Annotated in this window: 23 protein-coding genes; 12 read left to right on the top strand and 11 right to left on the bottom strand. The window is 72.2% G+C overall.

Translation table 11 applies throughout. The annotated features are described in order from the left end of the window. Positions 1-15 precede the first annotated feature (15 nt). On the top strand, positions 16-657 hold the full coding sequence (locus NZH93_RS29605; RefSeq protein ID WP_259626523.1) for a hypothetical protein: 642 nt from the start codon (positions 16-18) through the stop codon (positions 655-657). On the opposite strand, the gene ilvA is transcribed toward NZH93_RS29605, so the two are convergent. Beyond that, the gene (ilvA, locus tag NZH93_RS29600; protein ID WP_259626522.1) at positions 650-1,891 is read right to left on the bottom strand and encodes a threonine ammonia-lyase IlvA; all 1,242 of its coding nucleotides are present in this window, start codon (positions 1,889-1,891) and stop codon (positions 650-652) included. The two genes, NZH93_RS29605 and ilvA, sit on opposite strands and share 8 nt — an antisense overlap. Before the next feature lie 64 nt (positions 1,892-1,955). On the opposite strand from ilvA, the gene NZH93_RS29595 reads away from it, so the two are divergent. The 3 genes from NZH93_RS29595 to NZH93_RS29585 all read left to right on the top strand — a co-directional run bounded on the left by NZH93_RS29595 (position 1,956) and on the right by NZH93_RS29585 (position 4,198). Then, positions 1,956-2,735, top strand: coding sequence for an isocitrate lyase/PEP mutase family protein (locus tag NZH93_RS29595; RefSeq protein ID WP_259626521.1), 780 nt, complete (start codon positions 1,956-1,958; stop codon positions 2,733-2,735). A gap of 91 nt (positions 2,736-2,826) precedes the next feature. Continuing rightward, positions 2,827-3,327 carry a DUF732 domain-containing protein gene (locus NZH93_RS29590; RefSeq protein WP_259626520.1) on the top strand — a complete coding sequence of 167 codons (501 nt, stop codon included), beginning with the start codon at positions 2,827-2,829 and terminating at the stop codon, positions 3,325-3,327. Positions 3,328-3,370: 43 nt separating this feature from the next. Continuing rightward, complete coding sequence (locus NZH93_RS29585) at positions 3,371-4,198, top strand: SDR family oxidoreductase (protein ID WP_259626519.1); 828 nt, start codon at positions 3,371-3,373, stop codon at positions 4,196-4,198. A 4-nt stretch (positions 4,199-4,202) separates the two neighbouring features. On the opposite strand, the gene NZH93_RS29580 is transcribed toward NZH93_RS29585, so the two are convergent. The 7 genes from NZH93_RS29580 to NZH93_RS29550 form a co-directional block, all read right to left on the bottom strand. After that, positions 4,203-4,676 (bottom strand): MarR family winged helix-turn-helix transcriptional regulator, encoded by a 474-nt coding sequence (locus NZH93_RS29580; protein WP_259626518.1) that lies wholly within the window; start codon positions 4,674-4,676, stop codon positions 4,203-4,205. Next, positions 4,654-5,742: an LLM class flavin-dependent oxidoreductase gene (locus NZH93_RS29575; RefSeq protein WP_259626517.1), complete on the bottom strand. Its 1,089-nt coding sequence runs from the start codon at positions 5,740-5,742 to the stop codon at positions 4,654-4,656. The genes NZH93_RS29580 and NZH93_RS29575 overlap by 23 nt, the downstream gene beginning before the upstream one ends. Before the next feature lie 74 nt (positions 5,743-5,816). Beyond that, on the bottom strand, positions 5,817-6,974 hold the full coding sequence (locus NZH93_RS29570) for a CU044_5270 family protein (RefSeq protein WP_259626516.1): 1,158 nt from the start codon (positions 6,972-6,974) through the stop codon (positions 5,817-5,819). Then, the gene (locus tag NZH93_RS29565) at positions 6,967-7,527 is read right to left on the bottom strand and encodes an RNA polymerase sigma factor (protein ID WP_259626515.1); all 561 of its coding nucleotides are present in this window, start codon (positions 7,525-7,527) and stop codon (positions 6,967-6,969) included. Before NZH93_RS29565 ends, NZH93_RS29570 begins: the two co-directional genes overlap by 8 nt. 112 nt (positions 7,528-7,639) lie before the next feature. Further along, positions 7,640-9,673, bottom strand: a complete 2,034-nt coding sequence (locus NZH93_RS29560; RefSeq protein ID WP_259626514.1) for a prolyl oligopeptidase family serine peptidase — start codon at positions 9,671-9,673, stop codon at positions 7,640-7,642. Positions 9,674-9,729: 56 nt separating this feature from the next. After that, on the bottom strand, positions 9,730-12,222 hold the full coding sequence (locus tag NZH93_RS29555; RefSeq protein WP_259626513.1) for an ABC transporter permease: 2,493 nt from the start codon (positions 12,220-12,222) through the stop codon (positions 9,730-9,732). Beyond that, a complete protein-coding gene (locus NZH93_RS29550; protein ID WP_259626642.1) occupies positions 12,222-12,941 on the bottom strand; it encodes an ABC transporter ATP-binding protein in 720 nt (239 codons plus the stop codon). Before NZH93_RS29550 ends, NZH93_RS29555 begins: the two co-directional genes overlap by 1 nt. Positions 12,942-13,227: 286 nt before the next feature. Between NZH93_RS29550 and NZH93_RS29545 the strand changes: the two genes are divergently transcribed. The 8 genes from NZH93_RS29545 to NZH93_RS29510 all read left to right on the top strand — a co-directional run bounded on the left by NZH93_RS29545 (position 13,228) and on the right by NZH93_RS29510 (position 20,988). Beyond that, positions 13,228-14,247, top strand: coding sequence for a LysR family transcriptional regulator (locus NZH93_RS29545; protein WP_259626512.1), 1,020 nt, complete (start codon positions 13,228-13,230; stop codon positions 14,245-14,247). Between the two features lie 134 nt (positions 14,248-14,381). After that, a complete protein-coding gene (locus tag NZH93_RS29540; protein WP_259626511.1) occupies positions 14,382-15,311 on the top strand; it encodes a 3-oxoacyl-[acyl-carrier-protein] synthase III C-terminal domain-containing protein in 930 nt (309 codons plus the stop codon). 8 nt (positions 15,312-15,319) lie between these two features. Beyond that, the gene (locus NZH93_RS29535; RefSeq protein ID WP_259626510.1) at positions 15,320-16,666 is read left to right on the top strand and encodes a preATP grasp domain-containing protein; all 1,347 of its coding nucleotides are present in this window, start codon (positions 15,320-15,322) and stop codon (positions 16,664-16,666) included. Continuing rightward, positions 16,663-17,949, top strand: a complete 1,287-nt coding sequence (locus tag NZH93_RS29530) for a type III PLP-dependent enzyme (protein ID WP_259626509.1) — start codon at positions 16,663-16,665, stop codon at positions 17,947-17,949. The genes NZH93_RS29535 and NZH93_RS29530 overlap by 4 nt, the downstream gene beginning before the upstream one ends. Positions 17,950-17,976: 27 nt before the next feature. After that, complete coding sequence (locus NZH93_RS29525) at positions 17,977-18,261, top strand: acyl carrier protein (RefSeq protein WP_259626508.1); 285 nt, start codon at positions 17,977-17,979, stop codon at positions 18,259-18,261. 2 nt (positions 18,262-18,263) lie between these two features. Then, positions 18,264-19,115: a beta-ketoacyl-[acyl-carrier-protein] synthase family protein gene (locus tag NZH93_RS29520; protein WP_259626507.1), complete on the top strand. Its 852-nt coding sequence runs from the start codon at positions 18,264-18,266 to the stop codon at positions 19,113-19,115. Continuing rightward, entirely contained in the window at positions 19,112-19,795 is a 684-nt protein-coding gene (locus NZH93_RS29515; protein ID WP_259626506.1) for a DUF2786 domain-containing protein, read from the top strand. Before NZH93_RS29520 ends, NZH93_RS29515 begins: the two co-directional genes overlap by 4 nt. Continuing rightward, positions 19,792-20,988, top strand: a complete 1,197-nt coding sequence (locus tag NZH93_RS29510; RefSeq protein ID WP_259626505.1) for an acyl-CoA dehydrogenase family protein — start codon at positions 19,792-19,794, stop codon at positions 20,986-20,988. Before NZH93_RS29515 ends, NZH93_RS29510 begins: the two co-directional genes overlap by 4 nt. Positions 20,989-21,006: 18 nt before the next feature. Here NZH93_RS29510 and NZH93_RS29505 read toward each other — a convergent pair whose 3' ends face one another. From NZH93_RS29505 to NZH93_RS29495, 3 genes are all read right to left on the bottom strand, one after another. Further along, positions 21,007-22,101, bottom strand: coding sequence for a calcium:cation antiporter (locus tag NZH93_RS29505; RefSeq protein WP_259626504.1), 1,095 nt, complete (start codon positions 22,099-22,101; stop codon positions 21,007-21,009). 247 nt (positions 22,102-22,348) lie between these two features. Further along, entirely contained in the window at positions 22,349-22,945 is a 597-nt protein-coding gene (locus NZH93_RS29500; protein ID WP_259626503.1) for a response regulator transcription factor, read from the bottom strand. Then, positions 22,942-24,003, bottom strand: coding sequence for a sensor histidine kinase (locus NZH93_RS29495; RefSeq protein ID WP_259626502.1), 1,062 nt, complete (start codon positions 24,001-24,003; stop codon positions 22,942-22,944). The genes NZH93_RS29500 and NZH93_RS29495 overlap by 4 nt, the downstream gene beginning before the upstream one ends. Between the last annotated feature and the right edge of the window lie 60 nt (positions 24,004-24,063).

Below are 24,063 nucleotides of genomic sequence, written 5' to 3'. Positions count from 1 at the left end.
CCCAGCGAGAACACGATGTCCGGCACGGTTCACGGGAATGCGATCCAGGCTGGTCGGATCGACTCGGTGACCATCGGGCACAAGCCCCCTCCGTGGTGGAAGTCGCTGGTGGCGGTGCTCCTGGTGGCCGTTTGCGCGGTGGTGGTCGCGGTCGTGCTCGACGGTTCCGGGAAATTCGGTGGAACCCGGTCCGATTCCAGTTCCACCGGAATTCCCTCCGCGACGGAAATCATTTCGGGAACGACGGAACCGGACATCCCGACTTCGACCAAGACCACCACCACCACGCGCGAGTACGAGGTGGGAGGTCCGGTTCGGACAGGTGAGGTCGAACTCGCCGCGCTCACCGGTCACGACCTCGACCGGGACCGGGAGGCCTTCCCGCGCGAGGGCGCCGACGTGCTCCTGGACTGCTGCGCGCTGCACGCGCTCGCCGAAGACGAGATGAGCTTCCCCCGCGGCGACCGGCCCGCGGACTGCCTCGGTCAACCCACCCGGCAGGAACTGGCGGTGGAGAAGCTCCAGGAGCACCCGACGCTGTGCGTGGTCACCGACCAGGGCGGGCTCGCCACGGTGCACGCGACGCTCGTGTCGGGGCCGCTGGAGAGCAGCCCGCGCGTCGCCATCACCTACGAGCTGTGGACCGTCTCTAGATGAGGAACCGGTACGCCGTCGTGCCGGGCGCGACGTGCTGGATCTTCAGCGGGCTGGCCTTCATCCTGGCCCACAGCGGGTCGTAGTCCTCGCGGGCGCCGATCTCCACGCCGCACAGCGCGGCGCCGGTCTCGCGGTTGTCGCGCTTGACGTACTCGAACAGGACGATGTCGTCGTCCGGGCCGAGCACCTCGTCCAGGAAGCGGCGCAGCGCGCCCGGCTCCTGCGGGAACTCGACCAGGAAGTAGTGCTTGAGGCCGCGGTGGACGAGTGAGCGCTCGACGACTTCCGCGTACCGGCTGACGTCGTTGTTGCCGCCGGACAGCAGGCAGACGACGGTCTGGCCGGGCTCGACCACGACCGATTCGGCCAGCGCCGCCGACGCCATCGCGCCCGCGGGCTCGGCGATGATGCCGTCGACCTGGTAGAGGTCGAGCATCTCGGTGCAGATCTGGCCCTCGGAGACCGTGACCAGCTCCGCGCCCGAGGACCGGACCAGCGGGAAGCTCGCGTCGCCGACGCGGCGGACGGCGGCGCCGTCGACGAACGTGTCCACCTCGGGGAGCCTGACCGGGCCGCCCGCGGCCAGCGCGGCGATCATGCTGGCCGCGCCCGCCGGTTCCACGCCGACCACGCGGGTGGACGGGTGCCGCTCGGCCAGCCACGTGCCCAGGCCCGCGAGGAGACCGCCGCCGCCGACCGGGACGACGACCACGTCGGGGGCCTCGCCCAGTTGGGCGAGGATCTCCTGGCCGACGGTGCCCTGGCCGGTGATCGTGCGGATGTCGTCGAACGCGGGCACGACGGTCGCGCCGGTCTTCGCGGCGTACTCGGCCGCGGCGGTGGCCGCGTCGTCGTAGGTGTCGCCCTCGACGACCAGGTCGACCACGTCACCGCCGAGGGAGGCGATGCGCTGGCGCTTCTGCCTCGGGGTGGTGCTGGGGACGTAGACGCGGCCGTGGACGCCGAGGCGCCCGCAGGCGTACGCGACGCCCTGGCCGTGGTTGCCCGCGCTCGCGCAGACGGCGCCCGCCTCGCGTTCGGCGGCGTCGAGCTGGGCCAGGAGGTTGTAGGCGCCGCGGAGCTTGTAGGAGCGGCCGACCTGGAGGTCCTCGCGCTTGAGCCACACGTCGGCGCCGGTCGCGGTGGAGAGGCGGTCGTTGCGCTGGAGCGGGGTGGTCAGGGCGACGCCGTGCAGCCTGGCGGCGGCCGCGGACACGTCATCGGCGAAGGACATGCTCCGGGATTGTCCTCCGCCGGGTTCACCGTGCGCGCACGAGGGCGGTGAATAGGGTCGGGGCATGAGCTCACTCGCAGACAAGGCCACGACGTTGTTGGACCTGCACCGCGCGCCCGCGTTGCTCAAGGTGGTGAACGTGTGGGACGTGATCGGCGCGAAGGTGGTCGCCGACGTGGAGGGGACCACCGCGCTGGCCACCGCCAGCCACTCCATCGCCGCGTCCTACGGCTACCCGGACGGGGAGAAGATCCCCGTCGACCTGATGATCGAGGCCGTCGGCCGGATCGCCGCCGCGGTGGACCTGTCGGTCACGGCCGACCTGGAGGCCGGGTACGGCGACGCCGGGGAGACCGTGCGCAAGGCGATCGGCGTCGGGATCGTCGGGGCGAACATCGAGGACCAGATGAAGCCGCTGGACGAGGCCGTGGCCGTCGTGTCGGCCGTGGTGAAGGCGGCCGAGGCCGAGGGCGTGCCGTCGTTCGTGCTGAACGCCAGGACGGACGCGTTCGTGCGGGGGCGGGACCGGGACCCGGCCGACGTGCTGGCCGACGCGGTCGTGCGCGGGAAGGCGTTCCTGGACGCCGGCGCGCCCGTGGTGTTCGTGCCCGGCCCGCTGGACGAGGCCGCGGTGTCGACCCTGGTGGAGGCCTTCGGGCCGCAGCGCCTGACGGTGATCGGCGCTCCGGGGAGCCTGCCGCTGGCGAAGCTGGAGGAGCTCGGGGTGGCGCGGGTCTCGTACGGGCCGTTCAGCCAGCAGGTCGCGCTGACGGCGTTGCAGGACCTGGTGATCGACGTGGTCGCCGGGGGCGGGCTGCCCGAGGGGACCCGGCGGCTGAACTGAGGTCGGTTCGATCGACGGTGTTCGGGGCTCCGCCCCGGCGCTACGGTCGGGCCTGCTGGGTGCGTCCATTGAACGGATCGGGGAGTGCGTCTTGAGGTTCCGGGTTGTCGCTGTTCTCACCGTCGTCGCCGTGGCCGTCGGTGGGTGCGGGGGCTCGTCCACGACCTCGGGCGCCTCCACGAGCGGCAGCGCCGCGTCCAGCGGTGTGCCGTCCTCCGGAGGGGCGGCCACGTCCAGCGCCTCGGCGGCGGCGCCGTCGTCGTCCGCGCAGGCCGTGCCCTCCGCTCCCGCCGGGTCGTCGGCGGTCGTGCCGCCGTCCGCCGCGCCGTCCGCGCCGGTCGTCGTGCCCCCGCCCGCCGCGAACACCGGCAAGGACAAGGGGGTCCTGTTCCTGGAGGCCCTCACCGGCGCGGGGGTGCCGACCAGCACCACCGGGGCCGCCGAACTCCAGCTCGCCCAAGGCGTGTGCTCCTCGCTCGCGAGCGGGACGCCGCGGGTGAAGGTGGTCGACGACATCGCCCTGCGGGGCGGGCTGATGACCGACGAGCAGGTGGACGCGCTGGTGACGGCCGCGGAGACGATCTACTGCTGATCGAGGACAGTGGTTGTCCCGCACCGGTCCTAGCCTCGCGGCCATGACGAACGAACGGATGATCCTGGTCACCGGTGCCACCGGGACCGTCGGCGCGCACCTGGTCGGCAGGCTGCTCGCCGACGGCCACCGGGTCCGGGCGCTGACCCGCGCCCCCGAGCGCGCCGACCTGCCCGAGGCCGTCGAGGTGGTCCGGGGGGACCTCGCCGACGTGGACGGCCTCGACGGCGTCTTCGACGGCGTGGACGCCGCGCACCTGATCACCTTCGACGGCAGCGCTTTCGGGCCGCTGACCACCGGGGCGGAGATCGTCGCACTGGCGGAGAAGGCGGGCGTGCGGCGGATGACGGTCCTCAAGGGGGACCTGGAGCCGAGCCCGCTGGAGACCGCGATCGACGCGAGCGGGCTGGAGCGGGTGTTCCTGGCGCCCGTGGAGTTCATGGCCAACACGCTCGACTGGGTGGCGGGCATCAGGGACGAGGGCGTGGTGCGGGAGGGGTTCCCGGACGTGCCGAGCGCGCTGGTGCACGAGGCGGACATCGCGGCGGTCGCCGCCGTCGGCCTGACCGGTCCCGAGCACGGGCGGACCCACTGGATCACCGGCCCGGAGGCGTTGACGCCCCGCGAGCGGGTGCGGATCGCCGCCGACGTGCTCGGCCGCGAGCTGGAGCTGGTGGAGCTGAGCCGGGACGAGGTCGTGGCCGGGTGGCGGGGGAGCGGGTTCACCGAGGAGGACGTGGAGTTCTTCCTGCGCATGAGGACCGAGCCGCCGGAGGCGGGGTACCGGGTGCTGCCCACGGTCGCCGAGGTGACGGGGGTGCCCGCGCGGACGTTCGCGTCCTGGGTGCGCGAGCACGCCGCCCTCTTCTGACCCGTCAGTCCGGGATGGACTCCTGGGCCAGCCTCAGCTTGTCGCACAGCCGTCGCAGGGTGCGCAGCTCCTCGTCGTCCAGCGCCGGGCCGACGTAGCGGCGGATGCTGGTGGTGTGCCGCCTGCCGACGGTCCGCTGCATGGCCGCGCCCGCCTCGGTCAGGACGACCACCGTGCCGCGGCCGTCGGCGCGGTCCGGTTCGCGGGCGACCAGGCCCGCGGCCTCCAGGCGCTCGACCATCCTGCTCAGCGACGGCTGGCTCAGGAGCACCTCCCGGTTGAGGTCGCGCAGCCGGGCCCGCCGGTCCGGCCTGCGGCTCAGCGTGAAGAGCACGTCGTACTCCCGCAGGCTGATCGGGTCCCACACGTCGTCGGCCGCGAACCGCCGCAGGAGCGCGGACTGCGCTCGGAAGAGCGCTTCCCACGACTCCGCGGCGAGTTCGGCGCGGCTGGGGTCAGCCGACGGGGGCGGCGTCACGGGCCAGCTTCCTCGACGAGTGGGTGGGCGGGTCGGACGGGACGTCGGCGGGCCTGCGGGCGTCGAACTCGCGGCGCAGCTCCGGGGCGATCTCGCCGAGCATGTCGAGCTGCTCCAGCACGACCTTGAGCGGCAGGCCCGCGTGGTCGAGCAGGAAGAGCTGGCGCTGGTAGTCGCCGAAGAACTCCTGGAACGTCAACGTCTTCTCGATGACCTCCTGCGGGCTGCCGACCGTGAGCGGCGTCTGCGCGGTGAAGTCCTCGAGGGACGGTCCGTTGCCGTAGACCGGCGCGTTGTCGAAGTACGGGCGGAACTCGCGGACGGCGTCCTGGGAGTTGCGGCGCATGAACACCTGACCGCCCAGCCCGACGATCGCCTGGTCGGCGCGGCCGTGGCCGTAGTGCTCGAAGCGCTCGCGGTAGAGGTTGATCAGCCGGATGTAGTGCTCCTTCGGCCAGAAGATGTTGTTGGCGAAGAACCCGTCGGCGAAGTAGGCGGCGATCTCGGCGATCTCCGGGCTGCGGATGGAGCCGTGCCACACGAACGGCGGCAGGTCGTCCAGCGGCCGGGGCGTGGAGGTGAAGCCCTGCAACGGGGTGCGGAACTTGCCCTCCCAGTCCACGACCTCGTTGTCCCACAGGGCGCGCAGCAACTGGTAGTTCTCGACCGTGAGCGCCATGCCGTCCTGGATGGACTTCCCGAACCACGGGTACACGGGTGCGGTGTTGCCGCGGCCCAGCATGAGGTCGATCCGGCCGTCGGCGAGGTGCTGGAGCATCGCGTAGTCCTCGGCGATCTTCACCGGGTCGTTCGTGGTGATCAGCGTCGTCGAGGTGGAGAGGATCAACCGCTCGGTGCGGGCCGCGATGTGGCCGAGCAGCGTCGTCGGCGACGACGGCACGAACGGCTTGTTGTGGTGCTCACCGGTGGCGAAGACGTCCAGGCCGACCTGCTCGGCGTGCTCGGCGATGGTGACCATCGCCTTGATCCGCTCGTGCTCGGTGACCGTGGTGCCGGTGGTGGGGTCCGGGGTGACGTCCCCGACCGTGAAGACGCCGATCTGCATGGTGCCTCTCCCAAAGTCGATGCGTTTGCATGAACATTGGGGTCAACACCGAGCAGACCGGCGGCTATTCCCGGCTAGTTCGCGGGGACGACGCCGATGGCGTCGGCGATCTTGATGGTCAGCGAAACGCTGCTGGTCACGGTGCCGGGCTTGATCCACGACGAGTCCGGCTTGTCGGCCGCGACGGCTCGCTCGCCGATGATCTCACCGTTGTCGGGGTCCACGATCAGGTCGCGGCGCTCCCGCTCGTCACCGATCCCCAGCGCGATGCCCTTGCGGCCGTCCGAGGTGGTGGCCTCCTCGACGACCTTCACGCCGTCGATCTTCGCCATCGCGCGCAGGAACGGTCCGCGCAGGTCGGCGGGCATCACCCCGGAGGTCAGGAACTGCACGCCGAAGTGGAACATCGTGGTCGGGGCCGAGCCGCGCTGTGCGGTGTAGTCCGTGAGCCACGTCACGAGCTGGTCGGGGTCGCGCGGGAGGGCCTCGTAGAACGCGGGCTGCCCGAAGTCGGTCGTGTCGCCGCACACCTTCTTCGGCTTGGCCTTCGGGAAGAAGTCGCCGCACGCGCCGCGCCGCTCACCGGACTGGACGTCCGAGAACTCGTAGGCGGGCACCTCCGACTTCGGCATGGAACTGGCGAGGTACTCCGCCTTGCCGGGAATGCGCTTCTCCAGCCAGTCCTGCGTCACGTCCTGCGGGATCCAGGTCTGGTTGGTGGAGTCCACCAGGTAGGTGTACCCGGTCTCGGGGTCGGTCGAGTCCTGCGGGACCCCGTTGATGGTGCTGCTCGCGTAGGTGGCCTTGACCTCGATGAACCGGTACTGGCCCGGCTTGAGGTCCAGGTCCTTCGCGGTGATCTTGTCCGCGGTGTCGTTCAGTACCTGGGCCGCCGACAGGAGCGACACGTCGCGCTTGACGGGCTGCTGCGAGGTGGTCGGCTGGGCCGACTGCGCCGCGGGCTGCTGCTCCGGCGCCTTGCCGCTCCCGCCGAAGGCAACGGCGCCCCCGACGATCGCGACCGCCGCCGCTGCCACGCCGACGACCAGCCCGCGCCTGCGGAAGGGCGACCTCGTCGGAAAGGAGGCGGGGGCGCTCGCGGAGGACGCCTCGGCCATCAGCCTCTCGCGGGCGTCGTCGAGCGAGCGGTCGGACATGCGTGCCTCCAGGTGCAGCGAGGCGAGCGCCTCGTCGAGTTCGCGATCGGGGTCGTGGTCGCCGCGCTCAGTCATCGCGGTTCTCCTCGTCGGTGGTGCGGAGGTGCGCCCGGAGCTTGTGGCGCACCCGGTGCAGACGTGATCGGACGGTGCTGGCGGGCACGCCGAGTGCCGCGGCGACCTCGATCGGTTCGAGCCCGGCCCACGACGTCAGCAGCAGCACGTCGCGCTCCTGCTCGTTCAGCGAGGCCAGGCCGTCGGCCAGGACCCTGGTGTGCCGCTGGGCGTCCAACCGGTCGACGGTCTGCGCGTCGTGGTCGACCCCCGCGTCCCGGAGCGCGTGCACGCGGGCGGAGGCCCGGTAGCCGCGGATCTCCGTGCGGACGTGGTTGCGCGCCAGGTTGGTGGCGATCCCGTACAGCCAGCCGCGGACGGGGGCCTGCTCGGGGTCGTAGGTGGCACGTCTGCGCAGGGCCACCAGGAACGTCTCGGCGACCAGGTCGTCCGCGATGTCGACGCCGACCCGGCCCGCCAGGTACCCGTGCAGGGCTCGGGCGTACGTGTCGAACAGCCTGGCGAACGCGGCGGAGGGCTCCGCGTTCGCCAGGTCGGGGCGCGTTTCGTCCACGTCCGGAGCGCCTCGCGCCCGTTCTGCTCTGCGTTCCTCGATCCGGTTCACGCTAGTTCTTGTCCGGGAACGCCGCTCGCGTCCCCGGACGGGCCCGGCTATGTGACCGGGGTCACTTCGTGAGCGTGTCCCAGAGGAACGTGTACGTGAGGGCCCACATGAACGCCGACTGCTCGTTGTCGGCCGCCGCGCCGTGACCGCCCTCGATGTTCTCGTGGTAGGGCACGTCGTAGCCCAGGTCGTGCAGCTTGGCGACCATCTTGCGCGCGTGTCCGGGGTGAACGCGGTCGTCGCGGGTGGACGTCATGAACAGCGTCGGCGGGTAGGGCCTGCCCGCCTCGGCGTTCTGGTAGGGCGAGTACTCCTTGATGAACTCCCAGTCGCCCGGCTCGTCGGGGTCGCCGTACTCGGCCATCCACGACGCGCCCGCGAGCAGCAGGTGGTACCGCTTCATGTCCAGCAGCGGCACCTGGCACACGATCGCCCCGAACAGTTCGGGATAGCGGGTGAGCATCACGCCGACGAGCAGGCCGCCGTTGCTGCCGCCGCGGACGCCGAGCCGCTCGGGCGTGGTAATGCCGCGCCCGACCAGGTCGCGGGCCACGGCGGCGCAGTCCTCGTAGGCGCGGGACCGGTTCTCGCGCAGCGCGGACTGGTGCCACTCCGGTCCGTACTCGCCGCCGCCGCGCAGGTTCGCGACCACGTACGTGCCGCCGCGGGACAGCCAGCCCAGCCCCGCGGTGGAGTTGTAGCCGGGCCGCAGCGACACCTCGAACCCGCCGTAGGCGTTCAGCAGCGTCGGCCCGGTCGACCCGCCGGGAGGCGTGACGACGAAGTACGGCACCTGGGTGCCGTCGTCGGAGGTGGCGAAGTGCTGCGCCACGGTCATGCCCTCGGCGTCGAAGAACGCCGGGGCCCGCTTGAGCACCTCGACCTCGCCCCCGACGTGCCCGAGCCGCAGTTCCGAGGGCACGGTGTACCCGCTGGAGGAGATCAGGTACTCGTCGCTCTGGTGCGGGTCGGTGCCGACGACGTCCGCCGTCTCGAACTCCCGGACACCGTCCAGCGGTGCCCGCGACCAGCCGTCCGGGCCGGGCGTGAGCACCTCCATCCGGGTCTGCACGTCCCGCAGCACGCTCAGCACCAGGTGGTTGCGCGTCCACACGTAGCCGGTCAGCGACGTGTGCGCGTCCGGCGTGAACAGGGGCGTCAGGTCGCGCCCGCCCGCGAGGAAGTCGTCGAACGGCGTCGCGAGCAGCGCGCCCGCCGGGTGCGTCGTCCCGGCCACCGCCCACGGCGTGCGCAGGCTGATGAGCAGCCACTCGCGGTGCACGTCGGTCTCGGCGTCGTCCGGCACGTCGATCCGGACCAGGTCGCCGTCGTCGGAGCGGACGAACTCCTCGGCGGTGTAGAACGTCGTGCTGCGCCGCACGAACGTCCGCTCGAACCCGTCGGTCGAGTCGTGGTAGGCCCGGACCGACACGTCGTCGACCTTGCCCGCGTAGACGACGGTCGCCGTGTCGAGCGGGGTGTCGCGACGCCACTCCTTGACCACCCGCGGGTAGCCGGAGCTGGTCAGCGTGCCCTGACCGAAGTCCGTGCCGACCAGGATCCGGTCGGCGTCCAGCCAGCCCACCGACGACTTCGCCTCCGGCAGGGTGAAGCCGCCGCTGACGAAGTCGCCGGTCTCCAGGTCGAACTCGCGCACGACCACGGCGTCCGCGCCGCCCCGTGACAACTGCACCAGCGCGAGCCGGTACTCCGGGCGCAGCACGGCCGAGCCCTTCCACACCCAGTTCTCGCCCTCGGCGGCGGCGACCGCGTCGAGGTCCAGCAGCACGTGCCAGTCCGGCTGCTCGGCGCGGTAGGACTCCAGCGTCGTGCGCCGCCACAGGCCGCGCGGGTGCGCGGCGTCCTGCCAGTAGTTGTAGAGGAACTCGCCGCGCCGCCGGACGTACGGGATCCGCTCGTCCGAGTCCAGCGCGGCCAGCACCCGCGCCCGCAGCGCCTCGAACTCCTCGGACCCGCTCAGCGCGCCCAGCGTCCGCTCGTTCTGGGCCCGCACCCACGCCAGGGCGTCCTCCCCGGTGACGTCCTCCAGCCAGAGGTGCGGGTCATCGGCGGGCACGGCGAGTTCCTCGGTCATGCCGCCCAGTCTGCCCCGGGTGATCGTCCGTGTCGGGGGAACCGGCGCGGTGACCGTCAACTGATCGTCGCGGCGGCCTCCACGGGTGGGGTCCGCAGCACGTAGGTCGTCGACAGCACGGTCGACAGCAGGGTCAGCCCGGACGCGCCGCCGATCACCGCGAGGTAGATCCACAGTGGACCGCTCGGCCACGGCGAGTCGTACACCGCGTAGGCGAACGGGATCAGCGTCATGGCCGACACCAGCGCGCCGAGGATGATGCCGCCGAGCGCGATCAGCACCGCCTCGACGCCGACCATCCGCAGGATCTGCCCGTGCGTCGCGCCGATCAGGCGTTGCAGCGCGAACTCGCGCCGCCGCTCACCGGTCGCGATCACCAGGGTGTTGACCAGCGAGATCACCGTGTACGCCAGGATCATGCCGACCAGCAGGTAGTTCACCCACGCGCCGGTCTGCTCGCCGCCGCCACCGCCGCCGGAGCTGATCAGCGACGCGCGGTCGCCCACCCGCAGGTCCTGGTCGGACGAGATGAGGCCCTGGAGCGCGCCGACCAGCGAGGCCTCCGACGTGCCGTCCGCGGCGCCCACCAGGATCTGCGAGGCCAGGCCGGTCGTGGTGTGCTTCGCCACCAGGTCCGCGGGCAGGAGCAGCGTCTCCTCGCCGGACCCCTCGTACAGGGCGACCAGCTTCGCGTCGACGTTCGCGCCGTCGCCCATCTTGAGCTGGACGCTGTCGCCCAGCGCGTGGCGCATCCGGTCCGCGCGCTCCGTCGTGAGCGCGACCGTCGTGCCGGTCAGGTCGGCGAACGTGCCGGAGGTGGGGTTGATGCCCAGGGTGCCCTGGACGCCGTCGCCGTTCACGCCGAGCGCGGTGGCCGAGTCGTCGGCGTCCTCACCGGAGCGGAAGATCACCGTGCTGTCCACCAGCGCGGACACGGCGCCCACGCCCTCCCGGCCCTTGATCCTCGACACCACGTCGAGCGGGACTCCACCGGTCTGGGACGTGATGGCCGCGTCGGCGGTGAGATCGTCGGCGAAGCTGGAGCCGCCGCCCGCCGAGGTGGTCTGGAGGTAGATGAGCGCGGTCGCCAGGCCGGTCGCGAGCATGACCGGCGTGATCGCGCCCGCGACCCGGACGCGGCGCGCGTCGGAGTTCATCACGGCCAGGTAGCCCGACAGCCCGGTCACCGCGCGCACCGGCCAGCGCAGCACGGCGATGATCACCCTGGTGATGCCGGGGGAGAGCAGCGCCAGGCCGGACGCCCACAGCATCGCCGTCGGACCGGCGGTGCTGGCGGCCACGGGACCGGACATCACCAGCGCGGTCACGATCGACAGGGCCGTGCCGCCCGCGAGGCAGATCAGCGCGAACGTGAGCCGCACCCAGCTGAACCACTTGACCTGGAGGCTCGCCTCGGCCAGCGCCTCGGTCGGCCGGGTCAGCGCCGCGCCCCGACCCGCGACGAACGCGGCGACCGTGGCGCTGAGCAAGGAGATGCCGACACCCGCCGCGATCGGGATCCAGCCCTGGCGGAACACGATGGCCTGCGACGTGACGCCCGCGGTGGCCAACTGCTCCAGCAGCCACTCGCCGAGCACCCGGTTGAGCGGGTACGCCAGCGCCGTCGCGAGCACCGCGACCACGATCGTCTCACCGAGGATCATCCGCCGCAGTTGGCCCGGCGTGCTGCCGATCGCCCGCAGCAGGGCCATCTCCCGGTGTCGCTGTTGGACGGACAGCCCCAGCGTGCCCGCCACGACGAACATCGCGACCATCACCGCGAGGCCGCCGAACACCGCCGACAGCGCGATCAGGTCGTCACCGCTGCCGACCGCCCCGTCGGCTTCGGCGCGCCCGCGGTCGTCGCCCGTGAGCACGGCGAGCTTGCTGTCCGCGATCACGGCCGTGAGCCGCTCCTGGAGGTCGGCCACCGACACGCCGTCGGACGGCAGGACCGCGATGGCGTCGACCTTGCCGGACTTGCCGTGCAGCCGGGTCGCGTCGGCGTCGCTGAAGAACGCCGACCGGTCGTCCGACGCGGCCGACGCGATCCCGGTGACGCGGAACGCCTGCTTCTTGCCGCCGACGGCCACGTCGAGCGTGTCGCCGACACCCTTGCCGGTCTCCGCGGCCACGGCCTCGTCGAGCACCACCGTGCTGTCACCGGTGGGCGCGGTGCCGTCCTTGAGCGCGTACGGCGTCAGCTCCGCCGACGTCCACGCGTGGCCCTCGACCTCGCTCGCCGGAGCGCCGTTCCGCAACGGGGACACCGGGAACGTCACGTCCGGCACGGCCTTCGCCACACCGGGGACCTTCGCGATCTTCGCCGTCAGCGACGCGTCGACCCGCGCGCGCTCCAGGAAGGACTGGCTGCTGGCCACGACGAGCGGCGCGTTCACCAACCGCTGCGGCGGCACGGCGTCGCGGATGCCGGTCTCCATCAGACCGCCGCAGGCCATCACGATGGCTGCGCCGAAGAACAGCGCGATGAACGAGGCGGCGAACCCGCCCTTGCGGAAGCGCAGCGTGCGCAGCGCGAGCCGGAACATCAGTTCACCGTCCCCGCGGGCTCGTCGGCCCAGGCGCCGAGCTGCGTCATGCGCTCACCGACGGCGTGCGCGGTCGGCGAGTGCAGCTCACCGGCGATCTGGCCGTCCGCGAGGAAGATCACCCGGTCCGCGTGGGAAGCGGCCACCGGGTCGTGCGTCACGATCACGACGGTCTGGCCGACCTCGCGCACGGCCCGGCGCATCAGCGCCAGCACCTCCAGCGCCGTGCGGGTGTCCAGCGCGCCGGTCGGCTCGTCGCCGAAGATGACGGCGGGCTTGGTGATCAGCGCCCGCGCGATGGCCACGCGCTGCTGCTGGCCGCCGGACAGCTCACCCGGCCGGTGGTGCTTGCGGTCGGCGAGGCCGACCCTCGCCAGCACCTCGTCCACGTCCGCGCGCTTGGCCTTGCGGCCCGCGAGCCGCAGCGGGAGCTGCACGTTCTCCACGACGTTCAACGCGGGCAGCAGGTTGAACGACTGGAAGATGAAACCGATCCGGTCGCGCCGCAGCCGCGTCAGCTCGCGCTCGTTCAGGCCCGTCAGCTCGTGCCCGTCCAGGACCACCGAGCCCGACGTCGGCCGGTCCAGGCCCGCCGCGCAGTGCAGGCACGTGCTCTTGCCCGATCCCGACGGACCCATCACGGCCGTGAACGTGCCGCGCCGGATGCCGAGCGACACGCCCGCCAAGGCCACCACGCCGTTGCGGTCGTTGCCGTACATCTTGCGCACGGACTCCAGGCGCACCACGTCGTCGTCCACTGTCCCGCTCCCCACGTCTCCCACTCCGAACACCGGGAGGACCTTACGGACGGTGCGCAAGCCGTCGCACTGGTGCAGACCCCCCGAACCCTTCGCCCGATCGGGTCAGGGCTGGTGGGGACAGCGATAGGCAGAACGAATCGCTCGGGGGGCCGACCTTCGGCTCTCCGACGAAACGCCGGGTTCCGCGCGAGGTGCTGGGGTAGGTTTGGCCGAGCCACCCCGTCCCAGGTGAACGGTGGGTCGCATGCACCTCGAAATCCGGCACGCACGGGTGGTGATGACGCTCGCCGAGGCGGGCAGCATCTCGAAGGCGGCGGCGAAGCTGTCGCTCCCGCAGCCCAGCCTCACCGCCCAGTTGCGGCGCATCGAGAAGGCCGTCGGCGGCGACCTGTTCGTGCGATCGGCTTTCGGCATCACCCCGACCCCGCTGGGCGAACGGCTCATCCCCATGCTCGCCGACCTCGCGACGCGCGCCGACGCGGTCGTGGCCGAGGCGTCCTCATTGGCCAGCGGCATCCTCCGCTTCGGCAACGCCGAGTGGACACCCGTCACCCTGCGCCGCGCGTTGCAGGCGTCGCTGCCGTCCGTCGAGGTCCAGACCGTGACGCTGGACCCGGCGCTGAGCGTCGAGGCGGTGAACCGCGGCGAGCTGACCGCCGCGCTCGTCCCCAGCCCCGAGGCGGTGGACGGCGTCCGCCCCCTCGACCCCTCGCTGGCGAAGGAGATCATCGTCCGCGAGCCCATCTGGCTCGCGCTGCCCCGCGAGCACGCGCTCGCCCGCCGGACCACCGTCAGCCGCAGGCACATGGCCGCGCTGAGCTGGGTGCAGCACGTCCAGGGCCACTGGTTCCACCCCGTCGAGGAGCACCTGTTCCGCAAGCTCGACCACCCGACCCCCGAGGTGCTGCACTACGCGGGCGGGCACGCCGAGGCCATGGCGTGGGTCCGCGACGCGGGCGCCGCCGCGCTGGCGACGCCGACCGGCTCCACGTCCGACGTCAGCCTCGTGGCCATCACCGAACCGCTGCGCAGCCGGCTGCTGCTGGTGTGGCGGCCGGGCTCGATCCACCCGAACACGCTGCGCCAGTTGATCGACGCCCTGCGCCGGTACTACTGCGACTACGCGAGGACCATCCCGCGGTACTGGAACTGGATGACCGAGCGCCCGACGGACTTCCCGGAGCTGGCCAACTTCCTGCCCCGCCCCGGCCGCTGGTGGCCGCGTGACCCGAGCGACGCCGAACCGCACCAGGCGTCGAGCTGACCTGCCCGTTCGACGGTTCGGCGCGGCCGGTGGGATGACCGCCGGGCCGCTCCCCGCGGTGCGCGGCCCGTGGTCCGGTCCGGCGGTCAGCCCGGTGTCAGCGGGTGGTCAGCACGGGCGGTGACGCTGTGGCCATGACGTCATTGGTGGCAGTGTCGAGTCATCTGCCGGAGACCGTGTCCGTGGCGGACCTGCGGGAGTCGTTGGGGTTGAACGACCAGCAGGTGCGGCGGTTCACCAGGCTGTACGGCCTGGACCGGATCTGCCAGGCGCCGGGGCAGACCGAAGCGGAGCTGATGATCGCGGCGGCCGGGAAGCTGGACGCCCTCATCGGCCAGGAGGAACGGGTCCGGTACGTCATCCGGGCCAAGGGGATGCGGACCACCGCGCCCTACCCGGTCAGCCCGGTGCAGGACGTGCGCGAAGCGCTCGGGCTGGCGCACGCCAAGACGTTCGCGGTGGCCGACCACGGCTGCGCGACCGGGCTGCTGGCGCTGGACGTGGCGGGCACGCTGCTGGCCGCCGACGGCGACCCGGACGCGATGGCGCTGATCCTCGCGGGGGACAAGACGTTCACGCCGTTCACCCAGTGGGTCGAGGACGTGTCGATCATGGGCGAGGGCGTCGCGGCGGTGCTGGTGTCCGCCAAGGGCGACCGCGACCACCTGCTCGGCTACGCCACGCGCATCCACGGGCGCGACGACGGCGTGATCGACATGACGCCGGACGTCGCCAAGTACGCGCGCAAGATCTACCAGGACGCGCTCGAAGAGGTGATCCTCGGGGCACTGGGCGAGGCAGGCCTCACGCTCGCCGACATCGACCTGGTGCTGCCGCACAACGTGAACCGGGTGTCGTGGACGGTGGCCGCCAAGAACCTCGGCCTGCCGAACGAGAAGTTCTTCCTGGACAACCTGGACAAGACCGGGCACTGCTTCTGCGCTGACCCGTTCATCAACTACCAGACCGTCCGCGAACTGGGCCTGCTCAAGCCGGGCGACAAGTACCTGATGACGTCGGCCGGCCTCGGCCAGACGTTCTCCGCAGCCGTTTTCCAGCACTAGGACGCGACATGGATGACTTCACCACCCGCCTGAAGCGGGCCGTGGTCGGCGAGCCGGACACGTCGCTGGTGTTCCTCGGCAACTTCGAGGTCGAGGAGCAGTGGGCGCGCGGCGAGCACACGCTGCCGCGCGTGTCCGCCGCGAGCGGCAGCGCCGTGGTCAACCACATGGACGAGTTCGCCCTGCTGCTCGCGGGACCGACCGACCACGTGGTGCTCAAGGCGGCGCCCGACGCCGACCACCTCGCCTACCTGGCGGGCCTGGGCATCGAGCTGCCGACGGTGCACGTCGTCGCCGACCAGGACCCGCTGCGCAACGTCACCGAGGACGCGCTGGCCGCCCCGGCGCTGGTCACGACCCTGAGCGGCCTCGACGCGCACCTCGTCGCGCACGGTGTGTCCGAAGTGGAGGAACGGCTCGCCGCGGCGACCGGGCTGCCGCTCGCGGCACCGGACGCGGCGACCTGCAAGACCGTCAACAGCAAGGTCTACAGCCGCCGCGTCGCCGACGAGCTGGGCCTGCGGCAGCCCGTCGGGTGGGCGTGCGACACGGTGGAGCAGCTCGAACGGGCGTTCGCCGAGGCCGCGCCGCTGGTCGAGCGCGGCGAGAAGGTCGTGGTGAAGGAAGCGCTCGGCGTGTCCGGCAAGGGCATCGCCGTGCTGGAGAGCGCCCGCCGGATGGACCGGCTGTTCCGGATGATCGCCCGGTCGGTGGAGAAGTCCGGTCAGCCGAGGATCGCGTTCTGCGTCGAGAACTGGGTCGCGAAGAAGACCGACCTGAACTACCAGTTCACCGTGGGCCGCGACGGCGTGACGCACTTCGACTTCGTCAAGGAGCTGTTCACCGAGGGCGGTGTCCACAAGGGACACCGGATGCCCGCGCGGCTGTCCGGCGCGCAGGTGGACGAACTGGTCGCCACGGCCGAGCTGCTGGGCAAGAAGCTGTCCGCCGACGGGTACTTCGGCGTCGTCGGCGTGGACGCGATGGTCGACCCCGACGACGGGCTCTACCCGGTCATCGAGATCAACGCCCGCAACAACATGTCGACGTACCAGGTCCCGTTGCAGGAGCGGTTCGTCGGCGCGGGCCAGATCGCGCTCGCCCGGCACTACCCGCTGCGGCTGACCGGCGAACTCGGCTTCGGCACCGTGCGCACCCTGCTCGACGGGCTGGTGCTGGAGCGGCAGGGCGGCGCGGGCCTGCTGGTCAACAACTTCGCCACGGTCAACGCGGGCGCCCGCGACGACGCGGCGTTCGACGGACGGCTGTACGGGATCGTCGTCGGCTCGACCGACGCCGAGATCGCGGCCATCGACGCGGAGATCACCACCCGACTGGCGAAGGAGGACCGATGACCGCCGAGTTCGAAGTCCAGGGCATCCCGATCACCGAGCTGGCCGAGGAGTTCGGCACGCCGATGTACCTCTACGACGGCGACGAGCTGTCGGCGCGGGTGCACGGCCTCAAGGCCACCATGCACCCGCGGCTGGAGTTCTTCTTCTCCCTCAAGTCGAACCCCAACATCGGCGTGTGCGCGGTGCTCCAGGCCGCGGGCGCGCGGGTCGAGGTGTCGTCGATGGCGGAGCTGATCACCGTCCGCCGCTCGGGCGCCGCCCCGGAGAACATCATCTTCCTCGGTCCCGGCAAGAGCGAGCGGGAGATCGAGGCCTGCCTCGACGAGGGCATCTACACCATCATCTGCGAGTCCTTCGGCGAACTCGCGCTGATCGACCGGTTCGCCCGCGACCGCGGTGTCGTCGCGCCGGTCGCGCTGCGGATCAACCCGAGCTTCGCGGTCAAGGGCTCCGGCCTGACCATGGGCGGGAAGCCGCGCCAGTTCGGCATCGACGAGACGCAGGTCTTCGACAACGCCGACCTCGCGCAGCGGCACCCGAACGTGCGGCTGATGGGCGTCCAGGTGTACATGGGCACCCGCATCCTCAGCGAGGAGGCCATCGCCGAGAACACCGAGCGCATCTTCGACCTGGCCAACCGGGTGTCCGACGTCCTGGGCTTCCCGCTGGAGATGGTCGACATCGGCGGCGGCCTCGGCGTCGCGTACTTCGACGGTGAGCGCGACCTCGACCTCGAGCTGCTGGCCGCGCGGGTGAACCCGATCATCGCCGAGTTCGCCGACGCGCACCCGGAGACCCGGCTGGTCATGGAACTCGGCCGCTACCTCACCGCCACGTCCGGCACGTACGTCGTGCGGGTGCGGTACGTGAAGGAGTCGATGGGGGAGAAGTTCGCGGTCGCCGACGGCGGCACGAACCACCACATGGCCGCGGTCGGCATCGGGTCCTTCGTGAAGCGCAACTTCCCGATGGCCGTGCTGAACCGGATGGACGAGCCCGCGGTCGAGAGCTGGCACGTCACCGGCCCGCTGTGCACCCCGAACGACACCCTCGGCAAGAAGATCGCGCTGCCGCCGGTCCAGGTCGGCGACCTCGTCGGCGTGCTGCGCTCCGGCGCGTACGGCCCGACCGCGTCCCCGGTGCTGTTCCTGAGCCACGGCTACCCCGCCGAGGTGCTCGTCCAGGACGGCCGCGCCCACCTGGTGCGCGAGCGCGACACCACCGAGGACCTGCTGCGCCACCAGAGGCTCCCGAACCTCACGGCCGTGGCGACGCCGGAATAGACCCGCATTCCCCCGAAAGGACAACAGATGAGCGACACGGCCGACATCCAGACGACGGCGCCCGAGCGGGCCAGGATCGTCTCCGCCATCACGACCGTGCTGGCGCAGGTGCTCGACTACGACCTGCCCGAGCTGACCGAGTCGTCGCGCCTGTTCGACGAGCTGGGCCTCGACTCGACCGGCGTCTTCGAGCTGCTGATGCAGTTGGAGGAGGCGCTGGAGGTGGAGTTCGACACCGACAACCTGGAGATGGCGCACTTCGAGACGGTCGCGTCGCTCGCCGACTTCGTCGTGGCCGAGCGGGACGCCTGAGCATGTACCGGACGGCGGCACCCGTTCCCGAGACGACCAGGCGCCCGCGCCTGGTGCGGTCCCCGCTCGGGGTGGCACGGGTCGTGCACAGGAAGTTCGACGGCGGGGACCGCCGGATCGACGACGAGTTCTCCCAGCGCCACTTCGCTGACCTCACCAGGGGCTACGGCGTCGCCGTCCGCCCCGAGGTGCTCGTGGCCGGGACGACGTTCACCGCGATGGCCCAGAACCTGGTGGCGGAGCTGGACCTCGGTGAGGACCGGGTCGACCTGGCGCTCGTCGCGCACAGCACCCCGGACCTGGACTGCCGCCTGTCCGCGGCGACCTTCCTGTCCGAGGAGCTGACCAACGGCCCGCTGGTGTTCGCGCTGTCCGACAGCGGCACCTGCGCGCCGTACACCGCGCTCAAGCTCGCGGGCGACTACGCGAAGCGGCACGGCTACCAGCGCGCGCTCGTGCTGGTGCTGGACCAGTCGACGCTGCCCTACGAGGTCGGGGATTCCGCGCCGCAGGGCAACGCCGGTGTCGCGGTCCTGCTGGAGGACAAGGGTTCCACGGGGCTCACCGTCGGGCACGAGGTCGGCGTCCGCCTGGCCGACCTGCCCGGTGCGATCGACGCCGCGCTCGGCTCGCTGCTCGGCCCCGACTCGTCGGCCACGGTCGTCGTCGGCGCGGGCATCGACCCGGACCTGGTGCGGCACAGCGGTCCCGTGCTCGTGGCCGAGGCGGGCTACCCGTGCACGGCGGCGTGGTCGCTGCTGGCCGCGCACGGCGTCGACGCCGACCCGGTGGTGCTGATCGACCACGACCCGAGCACCGGCGACCTGGGCTACTGCGCCGTGGGGGGACCGTGACCACGCTCGCGCACACCGACCAGTGGTCGCGCTGCCACCGCGCCGCGCGCACGGACGGCGTGGCCCCGGCGGTGACCGAACTCGCCGTGGCGGTGCTGCCCGGCCTGCTGCCGTGCGGCCCCGCCGGGCACGCCATCGTCTCCGAGGAGATCGCGGCGGGCACGTCCCGCGTGTGGGCCGACGGCGTCACGGTCGACCGGTCCGCCTGCGCGGAGACCGCGCTCGGCGAGATCGACCTGCCCGGCGGACCGGTTCTGCTGCAACGCCACCGGGCACCGGGCGGGGTGAACGGCTTCGCGCCCGCGCAGCGCGCCGCGTGGACGCTCGGGCTGGTGTGGCTGCGGCTCGGCCTGTCCGAGGAGCTGCGGGAGACCGCGATGCGCTACCTCAACGGCAGGCGCACCGGGAACTCGACGCTGCTCCAGCAGCAGATGGTGAAGTCCACGGTCGCGGACGGCCTCATCGAGCACCTGGAAGTCCGCGCGGTGCTGACCGGCATCGGGCCCGGCGAACTGCCGGACACCGTGCTCAACCACCTGCACGCCCAGCTCACCCAGGCCGACCGCGCGCTGGTGAAGCTCCTCGGCGCGAGCGGCTACCTGGCCGGTGGGCCGGGGCAGGTGGCACGCGTCTCGGAGCTGCTCGCCGAGGCCTACTGCCGTCCGGAGGAGTGGCTGTGACGACGATCCGGCTTGACGACCGGCTGCTCGCGCTGCGTGGCCAGGTCCGCGAGTGGGGTGCCGACTTCCGGACGCTCGGGCTGGCGCTCGACCGCGACCCGGAGCTGATCCGGGAGCACTTCGACCTGCCCGCCGTGCGCTACCTGTCCACGATGGGCATCCCGCCGGAGTACGGCAACGTGCCGATCCCCATCGCGGGCAACAGGTTCTACGGGACGCTCGCGCTGGAGCGGGCGATCATCATGGAGGAGCTGTCCTGCGCCGACGTGGGCATGCTCGTCGCCTCGCCGGGCCCGCTGCTCGCGGGGGTGCTGATCGACCTGCTGGCCGACGAGCAGCAGAAGGACTGGTTCTACGGGCGGATGCTGGAAAGTCCGCTGTGGACGTTCTTCGCGCTCACCGAACCGGACCGGGGCTCCGACGCGGGAGCGCTGAGCACCACCGTCGTGCCCGCGACCGGTGACAAGCCCGCGCTGCTCAGCGGCGCGAAGCGGTACGTCGGCAACGCGGCCCGCGCGCAGCTCGGCGTCGTGTTCGCCCGCACCAGCCCCGGCCCGCTGGGCATCAACGCCGTGCTGGTCGAGAGCCCCAGCCCCGGTTTCCACGCCGAGGCGCTGGAGACCATCGGGCTGCGGGGCGCGCGGATCAGCGCGATCACCATGCAGGACGTGGAGATCGCGCCCGAGCGCTTCCTCGGTCGCCACCTCTCCCCGTCGCGGCGCGGGATGTGGGCGTTCGTGCAGACGTTCAACCTGCTGCGGCCGGGTGTCGCCGCCATCGCGCTGGGCATCGCGCGGGCCGCGCACGAGTACGTGATCACCCACCGCAGCGCGCTGCGGCGCGACGAACGGGACCGCCTGGACCTGCTGGCCCGGCGGATCGACGGCGCGCGCAGGCTGGTGCACCTGGCGGCGGCCGCGGTCGACGCCCGCACCGGCGACGGCTACCTGGCGTCCGCGGCCAAGGTCCGCGCCGCGGAACTGGCCCACGACGCCACGCAGCAGGCGTGCACGTTCTTCGGCGCGGGCGCCAGGCTGGAACACCCGGTGCTGGACAAGCTGGTCCGCGACGCGCGCGGAATGGAGTTCATCGAGGGCACCGGGAACATGCAGAAGCTGAACCTGTTCCAGGGGCTCTTCACCGGCAAGCTGGACCGCGACGACCCGTTCCGCACGGCCCCGCTGGCGGGGTGACGCGCCCGTTCCTCGCCGTCACGGGCTGACGGCGAGGAACAGGAACGCGGCGAGCAGTCCGATGTGGACGCCGCCCTGGAGCAGGGTCGCCCTGCCCGGCACGATGGTCAGCGTCCCGGTCACGACCGTGAGCGCGAGCAGCACCATGTGCGTCGGGCCGAGGCCGAGCACCAGCGGGCCGGTGAGCCAGATCGACGCGATGGCGATGGACGGGATCGTCAGGCCGATGCTGGCCATCGCCGAGCCCAGCGACAGGTTGATGCTGGTCTGCACCCGCCCGCGCCGAGCCGCCCGGACGGCGGCCAGCGTCTCCGGGGCCAGCACCAGCAGCGCGATGACCACACCGACGACGGCGAGCGGGAACCCGGCCGCCTCCACACCCGCCTCGATCGCGGGGGACACGGCCTTGGCGTTGCCGACGACCGCCACGAGCGACACCAGCAGCAGCACCAGGCTGGCCACCGCCGCCTTCGCGGTCGGCGGCTCCGCGTGCTCCTCCAGCACCTCGCCGTGCTCGTCGAGCGGGAGGAAGTAGTCGCGGTGCCGGACGGTCTGCATCGCCACGAACAGGGCGTAGAGGCCGAGCGACGCGACGGCGGCGAACGCGAGTTGCGCGGTCGAGAACTCCGGGCCCGGCTTGGTCGTGGTGAACGTCGGCAGCACGAGGCTCAGCGTCGTGATCGTGGTGACGGTGGCGAACATGCCGCCCGTGCCCTCGGGGTTGAACGTCGCCACCCGGTGCCGCAGCGCGCCCACGAGCAGCGAGATCCCCATGATCCCGTTCACGGTGATCATGACCGCGGCGAACACCGTGTCCCTGGCCAGCGTTTCGCTGCCGGGCTTCCCGTCGGCCATCAGCGTGACGATCAGCGCCACCTCGATCACCGTCACCGCGACCGCCAGCACCAGCGACCCGAACGGCTCACCGACCCGGTGCGCCACCACCTCCGCGTGGTGCACGGCGGCGAGCACTGCACCCGCCAGCAGCACGGCCACGACGACGACGGCCGCGACCGGCAGCTCACGCCCCCAGGTCAGGCCGAGCGCCGCGACGGCGATCACGGGGACGACGGTGGTCCAGTGCAGGGCGGTGGTGCGGGTCGGGTTCGCCATACTTCCTCACGTGCTCGGTGACGGACACCTCCCAGCATTCCTGTTCGGACCGCCATCCGCACGTCGACCTGGCCTCCGACCTGGGACGATGCCACCAGATGTGGTGAATCCGACCCCGTGCGGCACGGGGAGCGGGCACCACGGGCGCAGATCCGACCGAGGGGAACCGCAGGAGATCGTCGACGTGGTGGGCTCGCAGGAGCCCGGTCAGGTCCGACGGGGGACATCCGGGTGAGTAGCGCCCGACTCACAGCTCGCGGGCGTACAGGGCGAGCTGGGTGCGGTCGCGCAGGCCGAGGCGGGACAGGATCCGCGAGACGTGGTTCTTCACCGTGCCCTCGCTGAGGTAGAGGCGCGCGGCGATCTCGCGGTTCGTCGCGCCGGTGGCGACCTGGCGCAGCACCTCGACCTCCCGCGCGGTGAGGGCGGACGTGGCCGGGCGGGGAGCGGCGAGCGCCCTGGCCACGGCCGGGTCGAGCTGGGTCACGCCCGCGTGCGCCAGCCGGACGGCCTCGGCCAGCTCGCGGACCGGCAGGTCCTTGAGCAGGTAGCCGACCGCGCCCACCCGCAGCGCCCGCACGACGTACTCGTGGTCGTCGAACGTGCTGAGCATGACGACCTTGCACGTGGGCGCCAGCTCGGCGGCGGCCGCCACGCCGTCCATCACGGGCATCCGCACGTCCATCAGCACGACGTCCGGCTCGACCTGCGGCGCCAGCTCGACGGCGGACCGGCCGTCGCCCGCCACGCCGACGACCTCGATGCCGGGCTGGAGCCCGAGCAGCGACGCGATGCCGTCGCGGACCAGCTCCTGGGCGTCGACGACGAGCACCCGGACGGTCACGACGGCACCACCACCGTGACCCGCGTGCCCGCGCCCGGCTCGCTGACCACGTCGACCCGGCCGCCGACCAGCTCGGCGCGTTCCCGCATGCCGCGCAGCCCGAAGCCCTCCGGCGCGGCGGTGTCGAAGCCGCGGCCGTCGTCGGCCACCTCCACCCTGGCGTCGTGCGGGCCGAACACCAGCCTCGCCGTCACGGTCGACGCCCGCGCGTGCCTGCTCGCGTTGGTCAGCGACTCCTGCGCGGCGCGGTAGAGCGTGGTGAGCGCGGCCCGGTCCGCCCCGTTCTGCCCGCCGACGACGGTCAGCCGGACGTCCGTGTCGCGCACCAGGTCCGCGAGCGCCGACGGCAGGTCGAACGGCGTGGTGTCGGACCGCATCGCGCGCACCGAGGACCGGACCTCCTCCAGCGCCTGCCGCGCGGACCGGCGCGCGTCGCCGACGGCCCGGTCGGCGGTCTCGGGGTCGAGGTCGCGGAACGCCTCGGACTTCTCCAGTTGCACGGCGATGGCGGTCAGGTGGTGGCCGAGCCCGTCGTGGAGGTCACGGGCCAGGCGGGTGCGCTCCACCGCCGCCGACAGCTCCGCCACCCGGTCCCGCGCCTCCCGTGCCCCGGTCGCGATGGCGGCCATCGACAGCGCCAGCACCAGGCCGACGCAGAACATCAGCACGTCGGACACGGCGGTCGCGTCGGTGTACCACCCCGGTTGCCACAGCAGGTGGCCGCCGACCAGCAGGGCGAGGCACACGCCGCCGAGCGCCAGCCCGGCCCGGCGGCCGAACTGGAGGTACCCGAGGAACGGCACCAGCAGGAACAGCACCCGCGACAGGCCCGACTCGTCCAGCGCGGCCACCGCGACGAACAGCGCCAGCCGGGCCGACGCCAGCGCCACGGGGTGGCGCGGTCCGCCGAACTCCAGCGCCACCAGCAGTCCGACGCAGACGACGAAACCGGCCAACCGCGCCGGATCCGGGTCGGGGGACAGGCCGGTGAGGGCGTAGTAGAGCCCGGCGACCAGCACGACGCCGTACACGAGGACCGACACCCAGAGGATTCGCATCGGGACCACTGTCGCGCGTCCGGGCCCGGATGAGTAGTGCCGACCGGCACGTGCCGGTCG

This window comes from Umezawaea endophytica (assembly GCF_025061645.1).
Classification (GTDB): domain Bacteria; phylum Actinomycetota; class Actinomycetes; order Mycobacteriales; family Pseudonocardiaceae; genus Umezawaea; species Umezawaea endophytica.
Note: the sequence above shows the minus strand (reverse complement) of the source record. Positions and strands in the feature narration are given on the sequence as shown.

Bases quoted from the DNA above. Each gene is read 5' to 3' on its own strand.
- NZH93_RS29555 (WP_259626513.1), bottom strand. From the start codon at position 12,222: ATGTTCCGGCTCGCGCTGCGCACGCTGCGCTTCCGCAAGGGCGGGTTC.
- NZH93_RS29545 (WP_259626512.1), top strand. From the start codon at position 13,228: ATGCACCTCGAAATCCGGCACGCACGGGTGGTGATGACGCTCGCCGAG.
- NZH93_RS29595 (WP_259626521.1), top strand. From the start codon at position 1,956: ATGAGCTCACTCGCAGACAAGGCCACGACGTTGTTGGACCTGCACCGC.
- NZH93_RS29560 (WP_259626514.1), bottom strand. From the start codon at position 9,673: ATGACCGAGGAACTCGCCGTGCCCGCCGATGACCCGCACCTCTGGCTG.
- NZH93_RS29585 (WP_259626519.1), top strand. From the start codon at position 3,371: ATGACGAACGAACGGATGATCCTGGTCACCGGTGCCACCGGGACCGTC.
- NZH93_RS29535 (WP_259626510.1), top strand. From the start codon at position 15,320: ATGGATGACTTCACCACCCGCCTGAAGCGGGCCGTGGTCGGCGAGCCG.
- ilvA (WP_259626522.1), bottom strand. From the start codon at position 1,891: ATGTCCTTCGCCGATGACGTGTCCGCGGCCGCCGCCAGGCTGCACGGC.
- NZH93_RS29605 (WP_259626523.1), top strand. From the start codon at position 16: ATGTCCGGCACGGTTCACGGGAATGCGATCCAGGCTGGTCGGATCGAC.
- NZH93_RS29540 (WP_259626511.1), top strand. From the start codon at position 14,382: ATGACGTCATTGGTGGCAGTGTCGAGTCATCTGCCGGAGACCGTGTCC.
- NZH93_RS29525 (WP_259626508.1), top strand. From the start codon at position 17,977: ATGAGCGACACGGCCGACATCCAGACGACGGCGCCCGAGCGGGCCAGG.
- NZH93_RS29550 (WP_259626642.1), bottom strand. From the start codon at position 12,941: ATGTACGGCAACGACCGCAACGGCGTGGTGGCCTTGGCGGGCGTGTCG.
- NZH93_RS29495 (WP_259626502.1), bottom strand. From the start codon at position 24,003: ATGCGAATCCTCTGGGTGTCGGTCCTCGTGTACGGCGTCGTGCTGGTC.
- NZH93_RS29570 (WP_259626516.1), bottom strand. From the start codon at position 6,974: ATGACTGAGCGCGGCGACCACGACCCCGATCGCGAACTCGACGAGGCG.
- NZH93_RS29575 (WP_259626517.1), bottom strand. From the start codon at position 5,742: ATGCAGATCGGCGTCTTCACGGTCGGGGACGTCACCCCGGACCCCACC.
- NZH93_RS29505 (WP_259626504.1), bottom strand. From the start codon at position 22,101: ATGGCGAACCCGACCCGCACCACCGCCCTGCACTGGACCACCGTCGTC.
- NZH93_RS29530 (WP_259626509.1), top strand. From the start codon at position 16,663: ATGACCGCCGAGTTCGAAGTCCAGGGCATCCCGATCACCGAGCTGGCC.
- NZH93_RS29520 (WP_259626507.1), top strand. From the start codon at position 18,264: ATGTACCGGACGGCGGCACCCGTTCCCGAGACGACCAGGCGCCCGCGC.